We start from the raw sequence: 21,484 nt of genomic DNA, 5'->3' as shown, positions 1-21,484 counted from the left end.
GCTCTATCACAAAGCGGGTTTTCTTTTTTGTGGTAAATGATGGATAAAAATACAATAAAGCTCCGTGATAAATGCACATGACAGCATAGAATAGGGATTAGACTCTATAAAATGATACTAGGTTTAATATCTATTTATTTGCACTAATATACATAAATTAACCTATTGGAAAAATAGCTCGAATCCTCCCGTTTTATCCGTATATTGGAAGAAAACAATGGACAAACTCCGGTTTATATCAAACTGAAATCGTTCACAAATCGGGCAGTGGCGCGGTTTTTTTGACTTGGTGAACAATTTGTGAACATGTGTCTAAAGATTGACAAAAAGTTGACGTCAACTTATATTTAATAAGTGATTGTATTAATTGACAGGATTACAACAAAGGTACTAGAACAGGTAGAATAATCGCTTTCTGGAACCAGATGGTAATCAGCGAAAACGGGAAAAGTGGGGTAGATAGGTGATGAAAAGGTGGCAGTACGGAAAACGGATCCTCCTTTTACTGACAGCATTCTCTTTATTATTGTTGTCCGCTTGTGGTCGAGAGGATTTATCTGTAATGAACCCGCAAGGTCCTGTAGCACAAGGTCAGCTTGATTTGATGAAACTTGCTATAACGATCATGGTCGTCGTATTGCTTGTGGTATTTGCCATCTCAGCTTACGTATTGGTCAAGTTCAGACGCAAAAAAGGACAGACTGAAGTACCGGAACAAGTTGAAGGCAATTTCAAGCTTGAGGTGATCTGGACTGTGATTCCGCTCATTCTTGTTGTTGTACTCGCTATTCCTACGGTTGGACAGCTCTCCGCACTCGGTAAAGATTACACCAAAGACAAAAATGCCCTTCAGGTTAGAGTAACGGCTCACCAATACTGGTGGGAATTTAGTTATCCTGATTTGGGTGTGACGACCGCACAAGATCTTATTATTCCAACGAACAAGACGATTTCTTTTGTCCTTGACAGTCAAGACGTAATTCATTCCTTCTGGGTCCCATCCCTTTCCGGTAAGATTGATACCAACTTTGCAGGGGATGACGATACAAAAGGGACAACAAACAAGTTCCATTTTTCCGCACCGAATGAAGGCGTTTACCGGGGGAAGTGCGCAGAGTTATGCGGACCATCTCATGCTTTCATGGAATTCAAAGTCAAATCAGTAAGCCCGGAAGAATTCGATAGCTGGGTTGCTTCTATGAAAGCACCGGCCGTTCTTCCCGAAGATGAGCAGCTTGCAGAGAAATTCAGATCTGCCTGCCTAACATGTCACGCTGTGGGAGATCAAGGGACTCCAGTCGGTCCGAATCTCACAGGAATCGGCAGCAGAGAATCAGTAGCCAGTATGCTTCTGAACGAACGTGAAGGCCAAGAGGGAGCTTCTGTTGAAGATAACATGAAACAGTGGCTTCATGATCCGCAAGAAGTGAAACCAGGCAACGAAATGCCGAATCCTAGTGATCTAGGACTCACGACAGAAGAAATTGATGCCCTTGCTGAATACTTGGCGAGTTATAAGCTTGAATATGAAACGAACAGTGCGGATTGAGAAGGAGGTACACAACGTTGGCTCACGCTCATACGGTTAAACGGTATACCGGACTGATGGATTGGATTACGACGGTTGACCATAAGAAAATTGCAATACTTTATTTGATGGCAGGCGCTCTGTTTTTTGGTATCGGCGGTATCGAAGCGATTTTGATCCGTCTCCAGCTGATGGAACCATATAGCAAGATTGTTAGTACACAGCTATTTAATGAACTGATTACGATGCACGGTACAACGATGATCTTCCTAGGCGTTATGCCGATTATCTTTGCTTTTATGAATGCAATCCTCCCTCTTCAAATTGGGGCGCGGGACGTAGCATTTCCATTCCTTAATGCACTGGGTTTCTGGACGTTTCTCTTCGGAGGAATCCTGCTGAACCTGAGCTGGGTGATGGGCGGAGCTCCGGATGCCGGATGGACTTCTTATGTGCCGCTGGCAAGTTCCGCATACAGTGAGACACATGGGGTTGATTTTTACACCATTGGACTGCAGATTGCGGGTCTCGGTACGCTGATCGGGGGGATTAACTTCCTCGCTACGATTATTACGATGCGTGCACCAGGGATGTCCTTTATGCGCATGCCGATGTTTGCTTGGACGACATTTATTACATCCGCTATGATTCTATTTGCTTTTCCAGCGATTACGGTTGGGCTTGTCCTGTTAACTTTTGACCGGATTCTGGGTGCAAACTTCTTTAGTATAGAAGGCGGCGGTAACCCTGTATTATGGCAGCATATATTCTGGATCTTCGGGCATCCCGAAGTATATATCTTGATCTTGCCGGCCTTCGGTATTATTTCAGAAGTTATTCCTACCTTCTCAAGAAAAAGATTGTTTGGATACAGCTCGATGGTATTTGCAACGATCCTGATTGCATTTTTGGGATTCATGGTATGGGCGCATCACATGTTTACGACCGGTCTCGGTACGATTGCTAATGCACTATTCTCTATTTCTACCATGCTGATTGCCGTACCAACCGGGATCAAAATATTCAACTGGCTCTTTACGATGTGGGGAGGACAGATTCGCTTTACAACAGCGAACTTGTATGCGATCGGTTTCTTACCTACCTTTGTAATGGGCGGGGTGACGGGTGTTATGCTCGCATCAGCACCTGCGGACTTTCAGTTCCATGATACATACTTCGTTGTAGCACACTTTCACTATGTTATTGTGGGTGGTCTCGTACTGGGCATATTTGCAGGACTCACCTACTGGTGGCCAAAAATGTTTGGACGTCTTCTTAATGAGACGCTTGGCAAAATTACGTTTTGGTTCTTTATTATTGGGTTCCATCTCACCTTCTTCGTTCAGCATTTCCTCGGTCTTTTGGGAATGCAGCGCCGGGTTGCAACCTATGCGCCGGATCAAGGGTTTGATGAACTGAACTATATTAGTACCATCGGAGCATTTTTGATGACTATCGGCGTTATTTTGTTCTTAATTAATGTGGTTATTACTTTCAGAAAACCAGCGGATGCACCTAATGATCCTTGGGAAGATGGCCGTACACTGGAATGGTCCATTCCATCTCCGCCTCCAGAACACAACTTTACGCAAATTCCGTTGGTACGTGGTCTTGATGCTTGGTGGAAAGAAAAAATGGCAGGCAACACAGAAATGACACCTGCAGAGCCGCTTGGTCCTATTCACATGCCTTCTGCCACACCGCTTCCATTCCTGATGTCTGTAGGGATTTTCATTGCAGGTCTGGGTTTTATGTTCTCAAACGACGAGTTTGGCAACGGATTTATGAACTTCCTATTCAATAATTATATCGTGGTTATCATTGGTCTTCTCATTACATTCGGATCTATGGCCGCACGTTCCTTGTTCGATGATCATGGATGGCATATTGATCCCGAGGAACTGGAAGATAAGGGGGCTAAGCTATGACATCACCACATACAGAAGCTGTAAACGGTCAGCTGCCTCACGAACCTGAAAAAGCAACACTGGAAGGACGCAACAAGGTCCTTGGTTTCTGGCTTTTCCTTGGAGGAGAGGCGGTACTGTTCGGTACTTTGTTTGCTACATTCCTTGCGCTTCGTAATCAGACAGTAGAGGGTCCTACAGCAAATGAACTGTTCCATCTGCCCCTTGTGGGAGCTGCCACATTCATTCTGTTAGTGAGTAGTTTAACGAGTGTTTTCGCTATTCAAGCCATGCACAAACATGATGTTAAAAAGCTGATTTTCTGGCTTATTGTTACGGTTATCCTTGGACTTGGCTTTCTTAGTTTAGAGATCTATGAATTCTATGAATACATTGTTCACAAGAACTTTGGTATGACAACAAGTGCTTTTAGTTCCGCCTTCTATACGCTTGTTGGATTCCACGGTGCTCACGTCGCATTTGGTATTGCCTGGATTGGCATACTAATAGGGCAACTGTACAAAAAAGGGTTGACGGTCGTCACCGCACCCAAGATCTATGTGTCTGCGATTTATTGGCACTTTATCGATGTGGTATGGGTATTCATCTTTACGGTCGTTTATCTACTGGGAAAGGTGGTTTAATCCATGGCAAGTCATGAACAGGCTGGCAATAACAGTGTCAAGCATCGTCATCGCCCGGAAGGGCCAGAAAAGCATGTGGTTGCCTTTATTTTCTCCATAGGTTTAACTTTGATCGCTTTTGGAGCAGTGGCTGCAGGCGGAGTGAACACAACCTTTACGATCATTCTCTTGCTCACAATGGCGGTTCTACAAGTGGTTATCCAGATGGCTTACTGGATGCACATGAAGGACAAAGGACATTTTATTCCTCTCATCTTTATGGCATTCGGATTTTTCGTGGCCTTTACGGCCATTATTACCGCGTTATTTTGGGTATGGTGGTAACAACAGTAGAAGGCGGCGAATCTTTTTCGCTGCCTTTTCTCCTTTTCATAAATCCATTTATTTACTGTCATGAAGCAAGGCAGGAGGGAAATTATGCTTGGACTAGAATACTTTAGTTTTGGGGACGTATGGAGTCCATTATTTTTGGCTTTGATGCTTATACTGACAGCACTTTATTTTGTAATGGTTGGCCCGCTTGCTTATGGTGCAGGAATAACGGAGAAGACGACCTCACGGCAGAAAATTATGTTTGTATGCGGGATGTTTATTCTCTATATGGCACAAGGAGGCCCGATTAGCCTACTGGGACATACCATGTTCACCTTTCACATGATTAGTATGGCGCTGTCTTATATCGCTGCACCGCCGCTGCTTATGAGAGGGATTCCATCCTGGGTTTGGCGTAAAGTTCTTGACTATCCATTAATAAAATCTTTTTCCTTCTTAGGAAAACCTATTGTGGCGGCACTTTTATTTAACGGACTATTTTCGATCTATCATATACCGATCGTGCATGACTACGTCATGCTGAACTTTGCAGTACATAGACTTTATTACATCGTTCTATTCATTGCGTCGCTCCTGATGTGGGGATCCTTAGTTCATCCTGTTCCAGAGCGGGACAGGGGATCAAGCCTTGCTAAGATCGGGTTTATTTTTCTAAACATGGTACTGCTTACGCCGGCCTGCGGGCTTATTATCTTTGCTTCAGAACCATTGTTTGCAACTTATAGTGATCCAAACGTTTGGGCGACTGCGATGGGGTACTGTTACTCGGGTGATCCTCAGATCCTCTTGCAATCTGTCGGCGGACCCTCTTACTTTAATTTGTTACCGAATGCACAGCAGGATCAGCAGGTAGGCGGAGTGATCATGAAGATGATCCAAGAATTGATTTTTGGAATTATGCTCGCGTATGTCTTTTTTCAGTGGTACAAGAAAGAGCGGAGTGAAGAGGAAGAGATTATTCCAAACGTATCTAAGCAGGTAGACGAGATATAGGGTATTACGTAAGATTCACCAGCATGAAGGACACGGGGGGAAGGAACATGGATTTATATTTTTGGCTGCCTACACTAAGTACGGCTTTTATCGTGATAAGTGCAGTACTGGTGGGGATCGGATGGGTACTTATTATCCGGGGGCAACGAGAAGCGCATAAGAAAATGATGCTTGCCGGTGCCTGGGCAGCAATTCTGTTCTTCATTATCTACAGTTCGCGCACAATCATTGTAGGAAATACGGCTTGGGGCGGGCCAGATCATTTAAAGTTATTCTATCAAGTGTTTCTTATTTTCCATATTGTAATGGCTACCGTGGGAGCGATATTCGGAATTACAACCCTCCTATGGGGCTACAAAGAAAAATATGCAAAACACAGGCGGCTCGGCAGAGTAACTTCTATGATCTGGTTCTTCACTGCCACAACAGGGGTCCTTGTGTATACACTGCTCTATATCCTTTATCCAGGAGGACATACGAAGCCTGTCTGGGAAGTTATTATAGGTGCTTAAAGATATAAGGCATGAATGATTCATGATGTGAACGATCAAGCAAAAAAATAATGAAATACGAGCAAAGGAGACGAGCGTCTCCTTTTTTTGTGCGGAAAATGCCCTCTAATCTGTAACTGTGCTTCCGAACAATGCTCTCTGAACTGTGCTCTCCGAACTTGTGCTCTCCGAACTTGTGCTCTCCGAACTGTACTCTCTTAACTGTACCCTCCTAACAGTGTCCTCCCAACAGCTCTCCTTACCACTGTTCTTACTAGGTGTTCATAGGCTTTATCGTTATTTTTTATTTCATGGAAGAAAAAGGTTGACATGGACAAGCTATGGTTTATATACTGTGTATAAAGATATATACAGTAATCACACCTAGATCGGTGGAGGGGATGGAATCATGACGGTAACAATATGGAAGCAAGCTTGGTGGATGACGAAAACGGAACTTAAGCGAGACCGACTTAATTGGATCTGGACAATTCTCTTTACTCTATATACAGCGGCAATTACGGGAGGCTTTCTTACCGGTACGGGGTTAAGAGGTATGGAAGCTCAGGTACACACGCTTTTAGTAGATAATATATTCCTGCTTTTTATCCCGTTCTTGGGCTTCTTTTTCTCGAGAAGATCATTCCGTTATTTACAGGATGACTCCTATACCCAAATGTTATCGTATATGCGAAGATTACCGATACCTGCATCTACCATCATATGGAGCCGTATATTTCAGATGCTGGTTGCCTTTGCCGTTAACGGTGTCATCTATTTCACTGTAATCTATTTTCTTGCCCTGCGGTTTGAACATTTTAGGTTTGATCAAGTTCTCGCTTTTTCACTACTATGGATCGGGTATGGAGTTATCTGGAACACATTTTTTATCTACTGGGAATTGCTAGTGAGCGGGAAAGCTTATTTTGCATATACGACGTTAGCTTTTGTTGTATTCTTTTTCATCGCGCTCACAGCAGCCATACTTGATTGGAACCTGATTCAGTTTTCGATAGAGCATAGTCAGCAGTGGGGGTTACTTGCTCCAGGGATGTGGATTATGCTTGTATCTGGAATCGTGCTGATGATATTTTCTTTTAAGCGTACGAAGAAAAAAATGTTATTAAGAGATGTAAGCTAATATCGTCCATTTTGTTCGGGGCAGTTAGTGAACAGAGCGAAGAAATACCAATCATTTTATAGTAAAGGGGGAGGCAACCGCGTGAACATACCTATACAGATCAATGAGAGTAGCGCTGAACCCTTATATTCCCAGATAGAGAGTCAATTGCGATCGCTTATTATTACTGGTCAAATCAAGGAGGGGACATTATTGCCCTCAATACGTGAATTTGCTAGCAATCTTAGATGCAGTGTCATTACTGTCCGAAGAGTATATCAAGACCTAGAGAATGAAGGTTTGCTTCGTACGAAGCAAGGTACAGGAACCTTTGTTGCTCAGGTAGGGATAGATAAAAAAGAAGATTACAAACAGGCTGCAGTAAAAGAGGCCCTGATTCAGGCGGCAAAAGTAGGCAGATCGGTCGGCAGCACTCGTGAAGAACTGGATCACTGGTTCTCTGAAGTGATGAATGAGTTCTATAGGGAGAAGGAGGAGACAGAGAAATGACCGAACACTCAGTAATCTCCATGCAAGGGGTGTATAAATCAAGAAAAGACAGAACAATCGGACCCATTCACCTAGAACTGCTTGAAGGATATATTTATGCACTTGTCGGGCCGAATGGTTCGGGAAAAACAACGCTTCTGAGTATGCTGCAAAAAGTGGTGATTCCTGAAGCAGGACACATTTTGTGGTTTGGTGAGCAATATGATAAGGAGGAACTTCCGCTTGAGCTCCGCCAGAGAATAGGATCCGTCACTGAGTATTCAAGCCCAGAGGAGGATCGACTTACCGTAGAAGAAGCAGCCGAATTCCGAGCATTCTGGTATCCCCGCTTCGATGCCGCTTTATTCGAAGAACTGCTTACCAAGTTTGAGGTACCCCGAGGCAGCAGATTAAAGAAAATGTCCAAGGGAGAACGGCGCAAGTTTGAGTTAGCCGCCGCGCTGGCTGTTCGGCCTAAACTGCTGATTTTGGATGAACCCTCTTCGGGGCTGGACCCTTTCGCATGGAAGCAGATGCTAACAGAGCTCCAGCTGTATATGCAGCAAGGGGATACTACCATTATTATTGCGACTCATATTGTTGATGAGATCAGAAAGCTGGCAGATTACATTATCCTGATGCACAAAGGACAGACGCTCGGCATGGTGGAGAAGGATCTTTTGCTTGATAGCTGGCGAGAGATTTGGTACGAAGGGGAGATCAAACCTGCTCATTTGCCTGGAGTTTTGGAATGGTCAGAGGAAACGGAACGGATTCGTAGAATAGTAACAACGCGTGCAGCAGATGTACTTGAAGTGTTAGAGGAAGCGGGTCTGCTGCCGCTGAAAGCAAGAGTACTGGAGCTGGAGGAAATTTTAATGTACTGGATTCAGGGGCATGGACCTGCAGGCTGGGAAATGAAAAAGGGGGAGCATATCAAATGAATCGACTCGAACTGAACCAAGTAATGAAGCAGTATGGAGACAAACTTGCTGTAAATGGGGTCACTCTTTCGGTGAAAGAAGGAGAAATCTATGGATTGCTTGGTGCCAATGGGGCAGGGAAAACGACAACGATGCGTATGGTGCTTGGACTTATTTATCCTGATGGGGGACAGATCAGCTACAACGGCAAATCATTCAGTCCTGAACTTCAGCATCTGATGGGTTACTTGCCTGAAGAACGTGGAATGTATCCGAAGGTGAAGGTAAGTGAACAGATCAATTACTTAGGTCGTCTACGCGGAATGTCAGCAAAAGAGGCGGACGAGAGCTTAAAATACTGGCTTGAAAAATTTGAGGTGCCCGAGTATTACGACAAACGAATTGAAGAACTTTCTAAGGGGAATCAGCAGAAAATGGGATTCATCGCAGCTGTTGTCCATCGCCCGCAAATCCTGATTTTAGATGAAGCATTTAGTGGTCTTGATCCCGTGAATGTGGAGCTGCTGAAATCAACGGTAAAAGAAATGCGAGATGAAGGGACTTCCATCTTGTTCTCGACACACCGAATGGAGCACGTCGAAGAGCTGTGTCAGAATATCACCATACTTCACCGCGGTAATTCCGTAGTAGAGGGAAGCATTAGAGAGATTAAATCTAGATACCCGCGGGAACAGGTACGTCTGATCACTTCAGAAGAAGTGAGTGGACTGGAGCTGCTTCCGGGTGTTACGAAGGTGGAACGAATGGAGCGAGGCTATCTGATTACGATTCGTTCCATGGAGGCGGCTCAGCTTGTGCTGCAAAAAGCATTACAAACCGCCACAGTGGAGCATTTTGAGATCAAAGAACCGACACTGAATCAAATCTTTATCAAGGAGGTAGGAACAGGTAATGAATAAACTTGGGACGATTATCGGATTTACCTACAAGCAGAAGGCGAAGACGAAAGCTTTTAAAGTGACGACCCTCATCCTTGTCATTCTCATGACGATTGGTATGAATCTTCCCTATATTATTTCCTCTTTTACAGGTGAAGAGAAAGAGAACAGCAGCGCTACACGTGCGGAGGTTCCATCCATTGGTCTTGTGATATCGGATCCTGAGCAGCAAGCTGTTGGGGATGAACTAAAGCTCTATACCGACGGTCTCCTTACTCCTGTATTTAATCTTGTATCCTACGAATCAGCAGACGAATCGAAGTTAAGCCAGGATATAAATGATGAGATTATTGATGGATACGTAACTCTTGAGAATATGGAAGGATCTGCTTCACCTTTGGCTACCTACTATTCTCCAGACGGGGATGTATCTTCCGAAGTGGCAACGTGGCTGCAACTTGCCATTCAAAATGCGAAAACAAAAGTGATCGCACAGAACTCGCTTACCGAACAACAGATTGCAGATATCAGCACACCGGTATCTCTGATTACGAAAGAAATTAATGTAGAAAACAGTTCACCTACCGCAGATACAGAGGATGCCGCTTCACAAGGTGTGAACTATGCTTTTGTCTATGTGCTCATGATTCTATTCTTCTTCTCTACCGTAATGACAGGGAATATGATTGCTTCCGAAATTACCGCAGAGAAAAGCTCACGGATTATGGAAATTCTGATCACCAGTGTGTCTCCACTGACACAAATGTTTGGTAAAATCATCGGTATTTTCTTGCTGAGTTTGACACAGATTGGGATCTTTGGACTTACGATCTTCGCAAATCTCATGCTGCCTCATAATAAAGAAATGCTCAGTTCCATGAACATTGATTTAACTTTACTTAATCTGGATGTACTCTTTTACGGACTATTATTCTATATCTTTGGTTATTTCTTGTATGCGGTTCTGTTTGCTGCGATTGGTTCCATTGTCAGTCGTACAGAAGATTTAGGTCAGGCGCTTACACCAATGACGATGCTGTCTCTGGCTGCTTTCTATATCGGGATCTTCAGTATGGGAACGCCGAACAGCTTACTTGTTCAAATCTCAAGTTATGTGCCGTTCACTGCTCCAACGGTGATGATCCTTCGGGTCGGAATGGGAGAGATCGCAGTTTGGCAGATTTGGGTATCGTTAGTCATTTTGATTGCAGCGATCTTAGGTTTCGGATGGCTGTCCGCGAAGATTTATCGTACGGGCGTACTGATGTACGGTAAACGTCCGAGCGTAGCGGAACTTCGTAAGGCGATGAAGGCTTTTAAAATGTAATTAAAATATAATTGCACACACAGCAGCCCAGCCACAGCAGCACGTTTATAATGAGTTGATTTTTATTTAAGGTACTACTGGATTACATTCTATTATTCATAAATAAGGAGAATCTAACATGAACCATTGGAAAAAATCGCTCTTATCGCTCATTATTTCAGCAGGTATGCTCGCCTCAGCCGCCCCTGCATTAGCTGCACCACAGCAACCGGTACTAAAGATAAACGATCAAAAAGTTGAATTTGCAACAAGTACACCTATAGTTGACCAGGGCACAACGATGGTGCCGCTGAGAACAACACTCGAGGCTCTAAATGTTAAGCTGTCCCATGTCCAGAATGGAACCATTCAAGCGGTTGTTGACGGCAAGCAGATCACGCTGAAAAGTAAGACGAAACTGATTAACGGTGTAACCTATGTTCCAATTCGTACGGTGGGTGAAGCCGCAGGTTACGAAGTTCACTGGGATCGAAATTCCCGCACTGTACTTTTGGTTTCCAAGACATCGGGTGAAGCTGCTCGCGGTTTCATGTGGGAAGTGGAGAACAACGGGAATACCGTATATCTCGTTGGATCGATGCATGTTGCAGATGATAGTTTCTACCCACTGCGTTCAGAGTATGAGGAAGCTTTTGCTGAAGCGGATTATTTAGGTGTAGAGATCGATATTAGCAAAGCCGTAGATGAAGAGCAACAAAAATTGATTACGAATATGGGAATGTACCAGGATGGAACTACGCTGAAGGACCATGTGTCCAAGGAAACTTATGCGAAGCTTGAAGAAATTCTGAAGCAAAATGGAATGGAAAAGAATGCACTAGATGCATATAAGCCTTGGGTGGTCGAGACAACGATCAGTACTCTGAAAACAATGACAGCAGGGTACGAAGCAGCTGCAGGTATTGATCTGTATTTCATCCAGAAAGCGATGGAGCGCAAAATACCAGTTCTGGAGCTAGAATCCTATGAGTCCCAACTTGGCATGTTTGATGATTTCTCCAAGGAGCTGCAGGAGCGGAATTTGAAGACTGCGCTAGACGATTTTGATACCCTTGATGATAGTGTGGACCAAATGGCCGATATGTGGAAATCAGGGAATGATGAAATGTTACTTGAATTCACCAACAGCATGGCTGTCGAACCTGAGTTTTATAAAGCGATGCTGGTCGATCGAAATATCGGGATGGCAGATAAAATCGACGGTTACCTGAAAAGCGACAAGAAAGAAGAATATTTCATCGTTGTTGGCGCAGGACACTATTTGGGTGAACATGGCGTTATAAAGCTGCTTCAGGATAAAGGGTACACAGTGGTACGTAAATAAAGGATTAATTTTAAAACAGTGGTTTGTGTGATTGAATTTATTAGATCATGCCTCCTTAGGACTGACGGTACACCTGTTTGGGTGAGCCGATGAGTTCAAGGGGGCATTTTTTAAAAAAACAAGATCATGACTTTGATCATAGTAGATCTTTTGTTTTTGCCAACTTAACAGTGAGGAGTCCTGATAATGGTTTTCCATTTTTAGCGGCGATGCTGATCCAGTGAGTACCTGTTGACCAAGGTTTAATACCCTTTTTAGCCAACTGTTCGCCAGGAGCTAAGGTAAAAAAACATCTTTTCTTTTCCTGTAAGTGTATTCTGGGTAACCCTGACAGTGACAGTATCAGATGATGTGTTGTGAATCCAGATCTTTGCCCAGCCGTAATATGGTTCGATATAGAAATTATTTTTATAGGTAGTGCCTAAAAAGGACTCGTTTTTATACTCATAATCAACATCAAGAGTTTGGATGTCTTGGGATCGGGTCACTGTTTCGTTTGAGGCAAACACAGGAATTACGCTCAGAACGGTGACACTAGCTAAAGTGAATGCCATCACTATCTTGGTTACATGGTTCATTTGTTTCATAGTAATAATATTCCTCCAAGCTTGTAATGTAGTAAATATTATCCAATAAAACGTATAAGAGAGCAACTTTTTCGCTATGCGTTCTTTAACTGATCGGAATAAAACGCATAACAAAAACATGATGGGGGCTGAATGCAGCCCACTTCATTAATTGAAACCGTTCCCCTAAAATTCATTTATTTAAACCAGCTCATTTTATGGGTTGGTTTTTTTATTTTGGAAAAAAACTCTTTACTTTTCTAAAGAAATTTGGTTTTGTGTATAAAGAAAATCATAAGGAAAGAGGTAAGCCATGAAAAGAATGAACGTCGAAGGGTATCTATTAAAGATGAAAGGAGCAGGCAGCAGTCCGCTGCAAATTGATGTAAAAGATTCACTAACTGGACTGATCGGGGGATTCTTAACCATCTCGATTCTAGCATTTCTCACAAGTATGACCTCTTCTGAATGGTTAATGGCTCCATTTGGAGCAAGCTGTGTACTCGCATTTAGTGTATGGAATGCTCCTTTATCACAGCCCCGTAATATTATCGGCGGTCACTTTGTATCGGCACTCGTTGGGTTAGCAGCCTACCATCTCATTGGAGCTAAACCTTGGGCGATCGGACTTGCTGTGGGCTTAGCAATTTCACTGATGATGTTAACGAAGACGACCCATCCGCCAGCTGGAGCAGACCCCATCATTATTATGCTGGGCGGATATGGGTGGAGTTATCTTGTTTCACCTGTACTTATTGGTTCTCTGATCATCGTGCTCATCGCACTCATCATCAACAACATGCGGAGTAATCGTGCATATCCGACTTTTTGGATCTAGTTATAAGAAGATATAGATGAAGAGGAAGTAAGTAACTCAATTAGTTTTTGAGCGGACTTGCTGAGATAATGCTGTTTTAGCCAGATCACGGCAGAACTAGAGGTGGCTTGAGGACCATTAATTTCATATGTCTGAATATCACGGTTATCATATCGGTGTAATGAGGAACGCGGGAGTATAGATGCCCCAAAACCGGAAGCTACAAGTTCTACCAATATCCCAATATCGGAACATTCCCCGACAATAGCAGGGGAGAGTCCTCGAGCATGAAATTGATCCAAAATTAAGTGATAGAGTCCAAGTCCCTCCGTGCTAGGGAGGATAAGTGGATATTCCGAAATGGCCTCATAGGAAATAGCACCGTTTGCTGTGACCGGTTGAGGCGGGGAATCCTCTTTTCCTGTGACAAAGTATAAAGGTTCTGCGCCTACAATCGCGTAATCATAATCTTCAAGTGAAATGGGGAGGCGCACAATCGCTACATCAAGGATCTTTTCTTTTACTAGCTTAGCAAGTGTGTTTGTCTCATTCTGCTGAATTTTGAAGGTTACTTTGGGATAAAGGGTGCGAAACGTACTCAAAATCTCAGGGAGCCGCTCATCAGATAGTGTATTAATTCCAATAGAAAGTTTACCTCGTACACCAATTCCCGATTCTTTCACTTCGGCTTTCGCTTCTTCCATCATCCGTGTGATGCTGAGTGCATGCTCATACAGTGTTTTACCTGCAGAGGTAATCTCAAGGTGACGTCCATTACGATGAAACAGCGGTACACCGAGTTCCGTTTCCATCATCTTGAGCTGCTGACTAAGCGGAGGCTGAGACATGTGGAGTCTCTGTGCAGCGGAAGTCACCTGCAGTTCTTCTGCAAGCGCGATAAAATAACGTAATTGCTTAATATCCATAGGTAAGCTCTCCTTGTCGATATCTATATGAATTCCATATACTTTTGCAAGGTATTAAATATTTTTAATATAGTTATGCTCATGATACCATACAAACATAGCATAGCGATGGAGGGATAATGTGAGGTTGCCTGGAGCAGGAATCATTTGTGTACTTGTACTCATGCTTTTAGGTTGTAATCATCCTTCGAATGAACCATCCAGGGAAGAAGTAAACAAGGAAGGTGGAGAAGTGATGCCAACAGAACTAATCAAGGCAGCTGAACGTGGTGAAACAGACCGAGTCTTAGCATTAGTGGAATCAGGTGTAGATATAAATACAACAGATGCCAAAGGACGAACAGCGATCCTGGCAGCGACTCATAACGATAAGCAAGATACGGTAAAAGCATTGATTGATGCAGGGGCCGATCTCAATCTCCAGGATCAACGGAATGACAATCCACTGCTCTATGCAGGTGCCGAGGGCAAGTTAGAGATCGTGAAGCTAATGGTGGAAGCTGGAGCGGATACCCGCATAACGAATCGTTTTGGCGGCACTGCCCTTATTCCTGCTGCTGACCGAGGTCATGTGGAGATTGTAGAGTATTTACTTCAGCATTCGGATGTAGATATTGATCATGTTAACAATTTAGGATGGACTGCTCTGCTTGAAGCTGTCATTCTTGGCGATGGCGGGGTAAACCATACCCAAATTGTGAAACTGCTTGTCTCTCATGGAGTGGATGTTAATCTGGCCGACAGTGATGGGGTTACGCCTTTACAGCATGCCAAGAGGCATGGTTACACCGAAATGATTTCCATTTTAGAACAGGCAGGGGCTAAATAAAGATATACAAAGATTATGTAATTATGATGGTGAAAGATGGGAAATAGAAATGATGGAACAGTTGAAATCAAGATATTCATTTAGTGTGCTGCTTGCCGGTGTGCAGTGGCTTTTCTTTTTGTTTACAAACACAGTTATGGTACCCCTATCCATTGGTCATGCACTTGGGCTTGCGCCGGGTGAGATTGCGGGGTCGATGCAGCGTTCCTTCATACTGACCGGAATTCTCTGTATCATACAAGTGATATGGGGGCATCGTTATGCTCTCATGGATGGGCCAGCTGGCGTATGGTGGGGACTTGTTCTCAGTATATGCGCGTCTGCACCGGCGATGGGGCTTTCTCTCGCATCGGTCGCAGCAAGTCTAACCAGCGGTTTTGTCTTATCAAGTATACTCGTAATTATCCTTACGCTGTGCGGATTTTTAAAAGTACTTCAGCGTATTTTTACGCCAATTGTTATGGGTGTATATTTGCTTCTGCTCACATTTCAGCTGGCCAACACCTTTTTTAAAGGCATGATCGGATATGATCAGACAGGGAAGTGGGATTTGTCGCTTGCTGGTCTGTCACTCTTCATTATTGTGGTTGTCGCCATTATTCATATTAAAGGGAAAGGTAAATTCGGACAGTTTTCTTTGCTGAGCGGAATTGTTGTAGGCTGGATTGCTTATGCGATTTTGTTCGGGGGCGGAGAGAGTGCGCGCTCTGTTGCGGAAGGAGCAAATGGAGTGTGGCACTGGTTTCCATGGGGAACACCACAGCTTGAGCCGGGGATTATCTTAGTTGGTCTGATCGCGGGCCTTGTGAATATGACGAATACCTTAACGAGCTTAATCGCAGCAAGTAAAATGTATCAGAGAGAGACAACAGAGAAACAGTACAGAAGATCATTTTTGTTTACGAATTTCTTTTCCATTCTGGGCGGTTGTCTCGGGCTCATTCCCTTTGGTACGTTTGCTTCCTCTATTGGTTTTCTTGAAAATACAAAGGTACTGCGGCGAGCTGCTCTATTTGCAGGCTCCGTCATGTTTATCTTGGTAGGGGTATTTCCTTCTCTTAGCGGATGGTTAGCGCAGCTTCCTTTATCCGTAGGAAATGCAGTGCTTTTTGCAGCTTACTTGCAGATGTTTGGTACAGCGATTCGGACGTTCCAAGGGGCAGTTTTCAATCCCAAAACGATCTATCGTGTGGCTCTTCCGGTACTCATAGGAATCAGCATCATGAATATACCTTCTTCTGCGTTTACCGAGTTTCCACCGCTCTTAACCCCGATTCTGTCTAATGGACTTGTGATTGGGGTTGTCATGGTAATTATCCTAGAGAATTTTGTGCGCTGGGATAAATATGAGACGAAAGCACCTCAAAAAGAAATGAATGCTGCAGCTGAGTCTGCTGTTAAAGAGAAGGTTGCGACAGCGACTTCTGTTAATTAATTATTCGAAATGTTCGTATGCACTATAAATAAAAGAATTTTGTTCTAAAGTATTCATTAGATATGAAGACCAGCCTGCTCGATCCTTACCATGGGTCGGGCAGTTTTTTTGTTGATGAAAATACGGTGTAACGGTTGGCTTTAGGAAAACTTCTGATAGTGCAGCATAGGCCGAGTTGTGGTTCGTATTCAGAGAAGGTGAGATTGGAGAGAGTAAGTCTTCGATCTGATGTGAGGGATCTGCACTGTGACTTATCGATATAATTAATAAATGTTACTATATTTCGTCCTAGGGTAATAGAGAGTAGGGATTGATTCTATTTACATAAACATAGAGAGGAGTTGCATACAATGATAAACCAAAATTACAAAGAGTGTATTGAAGCGTGTTTAAAATGTATGGCTGCTTGTAACCACTGTTATTCATCTTGCTTGGATGAGGAACACGTTGAAATGATGAAAGAATGCATCCGACTGGACCGGGAATGTGCTGATCTATGCGAGTTTGCAGCGCATGCCATGTCAATGAACAGTAGTTATGCGAAAGCCATTTGTCTAGCTTGTGCAGAGGCTTGCGAAGCATGCGGTAACGAATGTAAAAAACATGACCACGACCATTGTCAGCAATGTGCAGAAGCATGTTTTGCTTGTGCAAAAATTTGCCGTGAAATGGCAGCTTAATGGATCAGGTTATAAAGAAGTAAAGAAAGATGGGCTCTGTATGAACAGGGTTCATCTTTTTTGATTTTTTTCCTATAGTTATTGTAGCAGCAGATCATATAGTCTTTAATTTTTGTCTTTTCAAAATGGTGATTTTTAAAGAATATATGATACAATGCAATAGCTTGGGAGGTGAAAGAAATGAAGAATAAAGTGGTAGCCGGTGTACTAGCTATTCTGCTTGGATCATTAGGTATACATAAATTTTATTTAGGAAGAATTGGTTGGGGCATAGCGTACCTTCTTTTATCATGGACGGCCATTCCAGGATTTCTGGGGCTGATTGAGGGGATTATTTATCTCGTGAAATCGGATGAAGATTTTAACGCCAAATATAATAGCAAGTATGTATAATACATGATGCAACAGCCATTACCCCGTAGGAATACCGGGTAATGGCTGTTTTTTAATAGGTTGAAATTACTTCTGTATCTTCTTTATTTTCCACATCTTCTTCATGATCTGCGGAATCTTGTCCGGAGCCGAGTACTTCTTGAACGTATGCTTTTAGTTCATCTGGATCTTTGACGGTAAGAACAGCTGCACCGCCAATCTTTGTCTCTTTAATCAAATTCATAGGAGGTATTTGCTCAGTAGCTTGGAGATTGCTTTGAACCCCAAGAGCGGCAAGCTTCCAGATATCATTAAATGTAAGGTTCGTATCAATATATGGGTTGACTCCCTTCAGGATCGAAGGAAGCCTTGCCATGGATGACGTGGTTTTCAGTTTCTCAGCAATGGCTCCCAGCAGTTTACGTTGCCTTTCTGTTCTAGAAAAATCCGACATCGCATCATGTCTAAAACGGACATACATTAATGCTTTTTCTCCATCAAGGTGCTGAAATCCCTGCTTTAAATCGATATCGTATTCATGGTTATCTGCCTTGCTCACATAATATAAATCTTTTTCTACTTCGATATCTACGCCGTCCACTGCATCCACGAGTTTGATGAAGCCTTGGAAGTCGGTGTACACATAATACGGAATGGGAATTCCTAAAAGGTCACTTGCCGCTTGCATTGCTATGTCTGGACCATGGGTAATAGCCGTATTAATTCGATTGTTTCCATAGTTCGGTATTGCGGTATATGTATCACGTAACAGAGAGAACAAGGAGATTTTCTTTGTAACTGGATCTATTGAAGCCACTAGCATCGTATCAGACCGCGGGATCTCACCCTCAGAGAAACCTCTCGCATCCACACCCATAAGAAGCACGTTTACAGGCTCGTCGCCTTCCCAAACCGGGGGCTCTATGGCAGAGTCCTGATCTACCTTTTCAATATTGTAAAAAGGCGAGTCTTCTCCTGTTTTTTGCAAGTCTCCAAGTTCATTTGCGATAGAAATAAAATAGTAACCCCCCGCGAGTAAAGCAGCCAGCGCAATCAATGTGATAACAGTAATCAGGGCTTGTTTTGTTTTCTTGGTCATCAGGTATTATCCTTTCAAATCAAGTGAGATGAGGTTTCTTAGCTTAAGGGTCATTTACCAAGTTTAATTATAAATAAATGCAAAGATGACGTGCTAATCTTTTAACTTACAGTTCTCTTACGAAATTGTAATATAGGTAAGTTTAGAGATTTTTAGATTATATGGTATCGTTGAAACAAGCAAACCGTTACGTTGAGCTGTATGGTTTTCTTATTTTAATCCATATGGATTACGAAAAAGGAGGCAGGACTCAAACTCACTTAGAATGAAACTATTTTTGGAGGTGAATCCCTCAGCTGAGGGAAGTCATTGGACATTGTAACCATTACGAATTTATTCATACTTTTTATATTAATTGGACTCACTGCTTTTTTCGTTGCATCCGAATTTGCTGTTGTTAAAATACGTATGTCTCAGATCGACCAACTCATTGCCGAAGGCAATAAAAAAGCAGTCTTGGCGAAGAAGGTCGTCGCAGATCTAGATTATTATCTTTCAGCCTGTCAATTAGGTATTACGGTTACGGCGCTCGGACTTGGGGCTCTAGGAAAACCGACGGTGGAACGCTTATTATATCCATTATTTGATTACTTGTATGTACCAGAATCGATTGCTTCTGCTGCTTCTTATGCGATTGCTTTTATTTTCGTAACCTTTCTGCATGTGGTAGTGGGAGAGATGGCACCGAAGACAGTAGCGATTCAATACGCTGAGAAGATAACCATGCTGCTTGCTGCACCCCTTTATTGGTTTGGTAAGGTGATGTATCCATTCATTTGGGCATTAAATGGGGCGTCACGTGTCCTACTTCGTGCTTTTGGTGTTAAGCCTGCGGGGCATGATCAGGCCTATTCGGAAGATGAGCTGCGAATTATTATGAATCAAAGTTATGAAGGCGGCGAGATTAACCAGACGAAACTTGCCTACATGGAAAATGTTTTTTCTTTCGACGAGCGCGTTGCCAAAGACATCATGGTCCCTAGGACAGAACTGATTACTATAGATCAGGATATGGAGTATGTAGATATCATTCCTATTTTAGATCAATACAATTATTCCCGTTATCCTGTCATTGAGGCAGGGGACAAAGATCGGATTGTTGGGGTAGTGAATGTGAAGAAAATGCTGCCCTATATTGTTGCTAAAAAAGAAAGCAAGCTCTCTGATTTCATTCGGGAACTTCCCTATGTTGTTGAAAATACAAGGATTCAGGATGCCATGATTAAAATGCAACAGCAACAAGTGCATATGGCCGTCGTTATTGATGAATACGGAGGTACATCCGGCATCCTTACCATGGAAGATATATTAGAAGAAATTGTAGGCGAAATTCGTGATGAATTTGATGCGGATGAAGTAGCGGATATACAAAAAACAGGGGAACATGAGTATTTGATTAACGGTCGTGTCCTCCTGAACGAACTGGAGAAGCAGTTTGGTTTCATTTTTGAGGGCGATGAAGAGATGGACACCATTGGAGGTTGGATTCAATATCATAAAGGTACAACGGTTGAGACCGGTGATGTGATTGAACATGGAGAATTTACATGGACTGTCGCAGAGATGGATAACTATCAGATTAAGCAAGTTATTCTTCAGCGTGTTCATCATAAATAGAGGGATTCTCTTTTGATGAAAGAAAGTAAGATCAATTTCTTGGAGGTGAATCCCTCAGCCTGAGGGAATGAATTGGACGGAATAATTGCGTTAAACTTAGTTTTGGTCGCTGTATTTATTGGACTCACCGCTTTCTTTGTCGGAGCGGAATTTGCAATTCTTAAAGTACGGATGTCCAGGATCGAACAACTGATTGCGGATGGGAATAAGAAGGCGATAACTGCCAAAAAAGTAGCACATGATCTTGATTATTATCTATCAGCCTGTCAGCTCGGTATTACCATTACTGCGCTTGTACTTGGTGCGTTGGGTGAACCGACGGTTGAAAAAATACTGCATCCGATTTTTGATCATTTTGATGTACCAGCAGCTCTAGCAACGGTGCTGTCATACACCATTGCCCTCGCTATTATTACATTTTTACATGTGGTTATCGGTGAATTAGCACCTAAGACACTAGCTATTCAGTTTGCAGAAAAGATGACATTACTACTTGCTACACCGCTTTATTGGTTCGGTAAAGTCATGTATCCGTTTATTTATGCACTGAATGGTTCAGCTCGGATCTTGCTTCGTATATTTGGGGTGAAACCTGCCGGCCACGATACCGTGTATTCGGAAGAGGAGCTCAAGCTGATTGTGAATCATAGCTATGAACGTGGAGAGATCAATCAGATAGAACTGGATTACCTGGAGAACATTTTTGCATTTGATGAGCGATTGCTTAAAGAAATTATGATCGAACGCGAGCAGATCGTTACTTTAAGTAGCGGAATGTCCCTTCATGAGATGATGGAAGTTCTAAACCAGAATGAATACACGCGGTATCCTGTTATCGAAGAGAGAAATAAACATCGATTTATTGGATTTATTAACACGAAAGAAATGCTGACAAGTATGGCTGCAGGAAGAGAATGTAGAATGGGTGAATTTATCCATGATATGCCTCGCTTCTCGCAGAACGCTTCAATTAAAGATGTTCTCATAAAAATGCAGCAAAGTCGTGTTCATATCGCGGCTGTAACGAATGAAGAAGGAATTACGATAGGGCTTGTTACGATGGAAGATATCTTAGAAGAAATTGTAGGGGATATTCGTGACGAAGCTGTGTTGACCTAATAATGGCCTGCCTGGATCTTTTGATGATCGGGCAGGCTTATTTTTA

Annotated in this window: 23 protein-coding genes; 19 read left to right on the top strand and 4 right to left on the bottom strand. The window is 43.0% G+C overall.

The window, feature by feature from the left end:
• Nucleotides 1–463 precede the first annotated feature (463 nt).
• The 12 genes from coxB (at nt 464) to KJS58_RS19205 (ending at nt 11,978) form a co-directional block, all read left to right on the top strand.
• Nucleotides 464–1,549: a cytochrome c oxidase subunit II gene (gene coxB, locus KJS58_RS19260; protein ID WP_213534965.1), complete on the top strand. Its 1,086-nt coding sequence runs from the start codon at nt 464–466 to the stop codon at nt 1,547–1,549.
• Between the two features lie 56 nt (nt 1,550–1,605).
• Entirely contained in the window at nt 1,606–3,456 is a 1,851-nt protein-coding gene (gene ctaD / locus KJS58_RS19255) for a cytochrome c oxidase subunit I (protein WP_213534996.1), read from the top strand.
• Nucleotides 3,453–4,079 (top strand): cytochrome (ubi)quinol oxidase subunit III, encoded by a 627-nt coding sequence (locus KJS58_RS19250; protein ID WP_213534963.1) that lies wholly within the window; start codon nt 3,453–3,455, stop codon nt 4,077–4,079. Before ctaD ends, KJS58_RS19250 begins: the two co-directional genes overlap by 4 nt.
• Before the next feature lie 3 nt (nt 4,080–4,082).
• Nucleotides 4,083–4,403: a cytochrome C oxidase subunit IV family protein gene (locus KJS58_RS19245; protein WP_213534961.1), complete on the top strand. Its 321-nt coding sequence runs from the start codon at nt 4,083–4,085 to the stop codon at nt 4,401–4,403.
• Between the two features lie 93 nt (nt 4,404–4,496).
• Nucleotides 4,497–5,405, top strand: coding sequence for a cytochrome c oxidase assembly factor CtaG (gene ctaG, locus KJS58_RS19240; protein ID WP_213534959.1), 909 nt, complete (start codon nt 4,497–4,499; stop codon nt 5,403–5,405).
• Nucleotides 5,406–5,452: 47 nt separating this feature from the next.
• Entirely contained in the window at nt 5,453–5,917 is a 465-nt protein-coding gene (locus KJS58_RS19235; protein WP_213534957.1) for a DUF420 domain-containing protein, read from the top strand.
• Between the two features lie 388 nt (nt 5,918–6,305).
• Nucleotides 6,306–7,037: an ABC-2 transporter permease gene (locus tag KJS58_RS19230; protein WP_213534955.1), complete on the top strand. Its 732-nt coding sequence runs from the start codon at nt 6,306–6,308 to the stop codon at nt 7,035–7,037.
• Nucleotides 7,038–7,118: 81 nt separating this feature from the next.
• The gene (locus tag KJS58_RS19225) at nt 7,119–7,526 is read left to right on the top strand and encodes a GntR family transcriptional regulator (RefSeq protein ID WP_213534953.1); all 408 of its coding nucleotides are present in this window, start codon (nt 7,119–7,121) and stop codon (nt 7,524–7,526) included.
• Nucleotides 7,523–8,449 carry an ATP-binding cassette domain-containing protein gene (locus KJS58_RS19220; RefSeq protein WP_213534951.1) on the top strand — a complete coding sequence of 309 codons (927 nt, stop codon included), beginning with the start codon at nt 7,523–7,525 and terminating at the stop codon, nt 8,447–8,449. The genes KJS58_RS19225 and KJS58_RS19220 overlap by 4 nt, the downstream gene beginning before the upstream one ends.
• Complete coding sequence (locus tag KJS58_RS19215) at nt 8,446–9,348, top strand: ABC transporter ATP-binding protein (RefSeq protein WP_213534949.1); 903 nt, start codon at nt 8,446–8,448, stop codon at nt 9,346–9,348. Before KJS58_RS19220 ends, KJS58_RS19215 begins: the two co-directional genes overlap by 4 nt.
• Nucleotides 9,341–10,654, top strand: coding sequence for an ABC transporter permease (locus tag KJS58_RS19210; protein WP_213534947.1), 1,314 nt, complete (start codon nt 9,341–9,343; stop codon nt 10,652–10,654). Before KJS58_RS19215 ends, KJS58_RS19210 begins: the two co-directional genes overlap by 8 nt.
• Nucleotides 10,655–10,772: 118 nt before the next feature.
• Nucleotides 10,773–11,978, top strand: coding sequence for a TraB/GumN family protein (locus KJS58_RS19205; protein ID WP_213534945.1), 1,206 nt, complete (start codon nt 10,773–10,775; stop codon nt 11,976–11,978).
• 136 nt (nt 11,979–12,114) lie between these two features.
• Here the strand turns inward: KJS58_RS19205 and KJS58_RS25680 are convergent, their stop codons facing one another.
• Both KJS58_RS25680 and KJS58_RS19200 read right to left on the bottom strand, forming a co-directional pair.
• Complete coding sequence (locus tag KJS58_RS25680) at nt 12,115–12,240, bottom strand: hypothetical protein (RefSeq protein ID WP_283771306.1); 126 nt, start codon at nt 12,238–12,240, stop codon at nt 12,115–12,117.
• Nucleotides 12,233–12,565: a hypothetical protein gene (locus tag KJS58_RS19200; protein ID WP_213534938.1), complete on the bottom strand. Its 333-nt coding sequence runs from the start codon at nt 12,563–12,565 to the stop codon at nt 12,233–12,235. Before KJS58_RS19200 ends, KJS58_RS25680 begins: the two co-directional genes overlap by 8 nt.
• 292 nt (nt 12,566–12,857) lie before the next feature.
• Between KJS58_RS19200 and KJS58_RS19195 the strand changes: the two genes are divergently transcribed.
• Nucleotides 12,858–13,382, top strand: coding sequence for an HPP family protein (locus tag KJS58_RS19195; RefSeq protein ID WP_191800153.1), 525 nt, complete (start codon nt 12,858–12,860; stop codon nt 13,380–13,382).
• Here the strand turns inward: KJS58_RS19195 and KJS58_RS19190 are convergent.
• A complete protein-coding gene (locus tag KJS58_RS19190; RefSeq protein WP_213534936.1) occupies nt 13,379–14,287 on the bottom strand; it encodes a LysR family transcriptional regulator in 909 nt (302 codons plus the stop codon). The two genes, KJS58_RS19195 and KJS58_RS19190, sit on opposite strands and share 4 nt — an antisense overlap.
• Nucleotides 14,288–14,522: 235 nt before the next feature.
• Between KJS58_RS19190 and KJS58_RS19185 the strand changes: the two genes are divergently transcribed.
• The 4 genes from KJS58_RS19185 to KJS58_RS19170 all read left to right on the top strand — a co-directional run bounded on the left by KJS58_RS19185 (nt 14,523) and on the right by KJS58_RS19170 (nt 17,624).
• Nucleotides 14,523–15,116: an ankyrin repeat domain-containing protein gene (locus KJS58_RS19185; protein ID WP_213534994.1), complete on the top strand. Its 594-nt coding sequence runs from the start codon at nt 14,523–14,525 to the stop codon at nt 15,114–15,116.
• Nucleotides 15,117–15,168: 52 nt separating this feature from the next.
• Nucleotides 15,169–16,551, top strand: a complete 1,383-nt coding sequence (locus KJS58_RS19180) for a uracil/xanthine transporter (protein ID WP_249717645.1) — start codon at nt 15,169–15,171, stop codon at nt 16,549–16,551.
• A 350-nt stretch (nt 16,552–16,901) separates the two neighbouring features.
• Nucleotides 16,902–17,231: a four-helix bundle copper-binding protein gene (locus KJS58_RS19175; RefSeq protein WP_213534932.1), complete on the top strand. Its 330-nt coding sequence runs from the start codon at nt 16,902–16,904 to the stop codon at nt 17,229–17,231.
• A gap of 180 nt (nt 17,232–17,411) precedes the next feature.
• On the top strand, nt 17,412–17,624 hold the full coding sequence (locus tag KJS58_RS19170) for a TM2 domain-containing protein (RefSeq protein WP_213534925.1): 213 nt from the start codon (nt 17,412–17,414) through the stop codon (nt 17,622–17,624).
• Between the two features lie 52 nt (nt 17,625–17,676).
• Here KJS58_RS19170 and KJS58_RS19165 read toward each other — a convergent pair whose 3' ends face one another.
• Complete coding sequence (locus tag KJS58_RS19165; RefSeq protein ID WP_213534924.1) at nt 17,677–18,702, bottom strand: LCP family protein; 1,026 nt, start codon at nt 18,700–18,702, stop codon at nt 17,677–17,679.
• Between the two features lie 309 nt (nt 18,703–19,011).
• Here KJS58_RS19165 and KJS58_RS19160 point away from each other — a divergent pair, with 309 nt between their 5' ends.
• Nucleotides 19,012–20,319, top strand: a complete 1,308-nt coding sequence (locus tag KJS58_RS19160) for a hemolysin family protein (RefSeq protein ID WP_213534922.1) — start codon at nt 19,012–19,014, stop codon at nt 20,317–20,319.
• A 72-nt stretch (nt 20,320–20,391) separates the two neighbouring features.
• The gene (locus KJS58_RS19155; RefSeq protein ID WP_213534920.1) at nt 20,392–21,438 is read left to right on the top strand and encodes a hemolysin family protein; all 1,047 of its coding nucleotides are present in this window, start codon (nt 20,392–20,394) and stop codon (nt 21,436–21,438) included.
• Nucleotides 21,439–21,484: the final 46 nt, after the last annotated feature.

Origin of the sequence: Paenibacillus sp. J45TS6, assembly GCF_018403285.1 — a bacterium.
Lineage (GTDB): Bacteria > Bacillota > Bacilli > Paenibacillales > Paenibacillaceae > Paenibacillus.
Note: the sequence above shows the minus strand (reverse complement) of the source record. Positions and strands in the feature narration are given on the sequence as shown.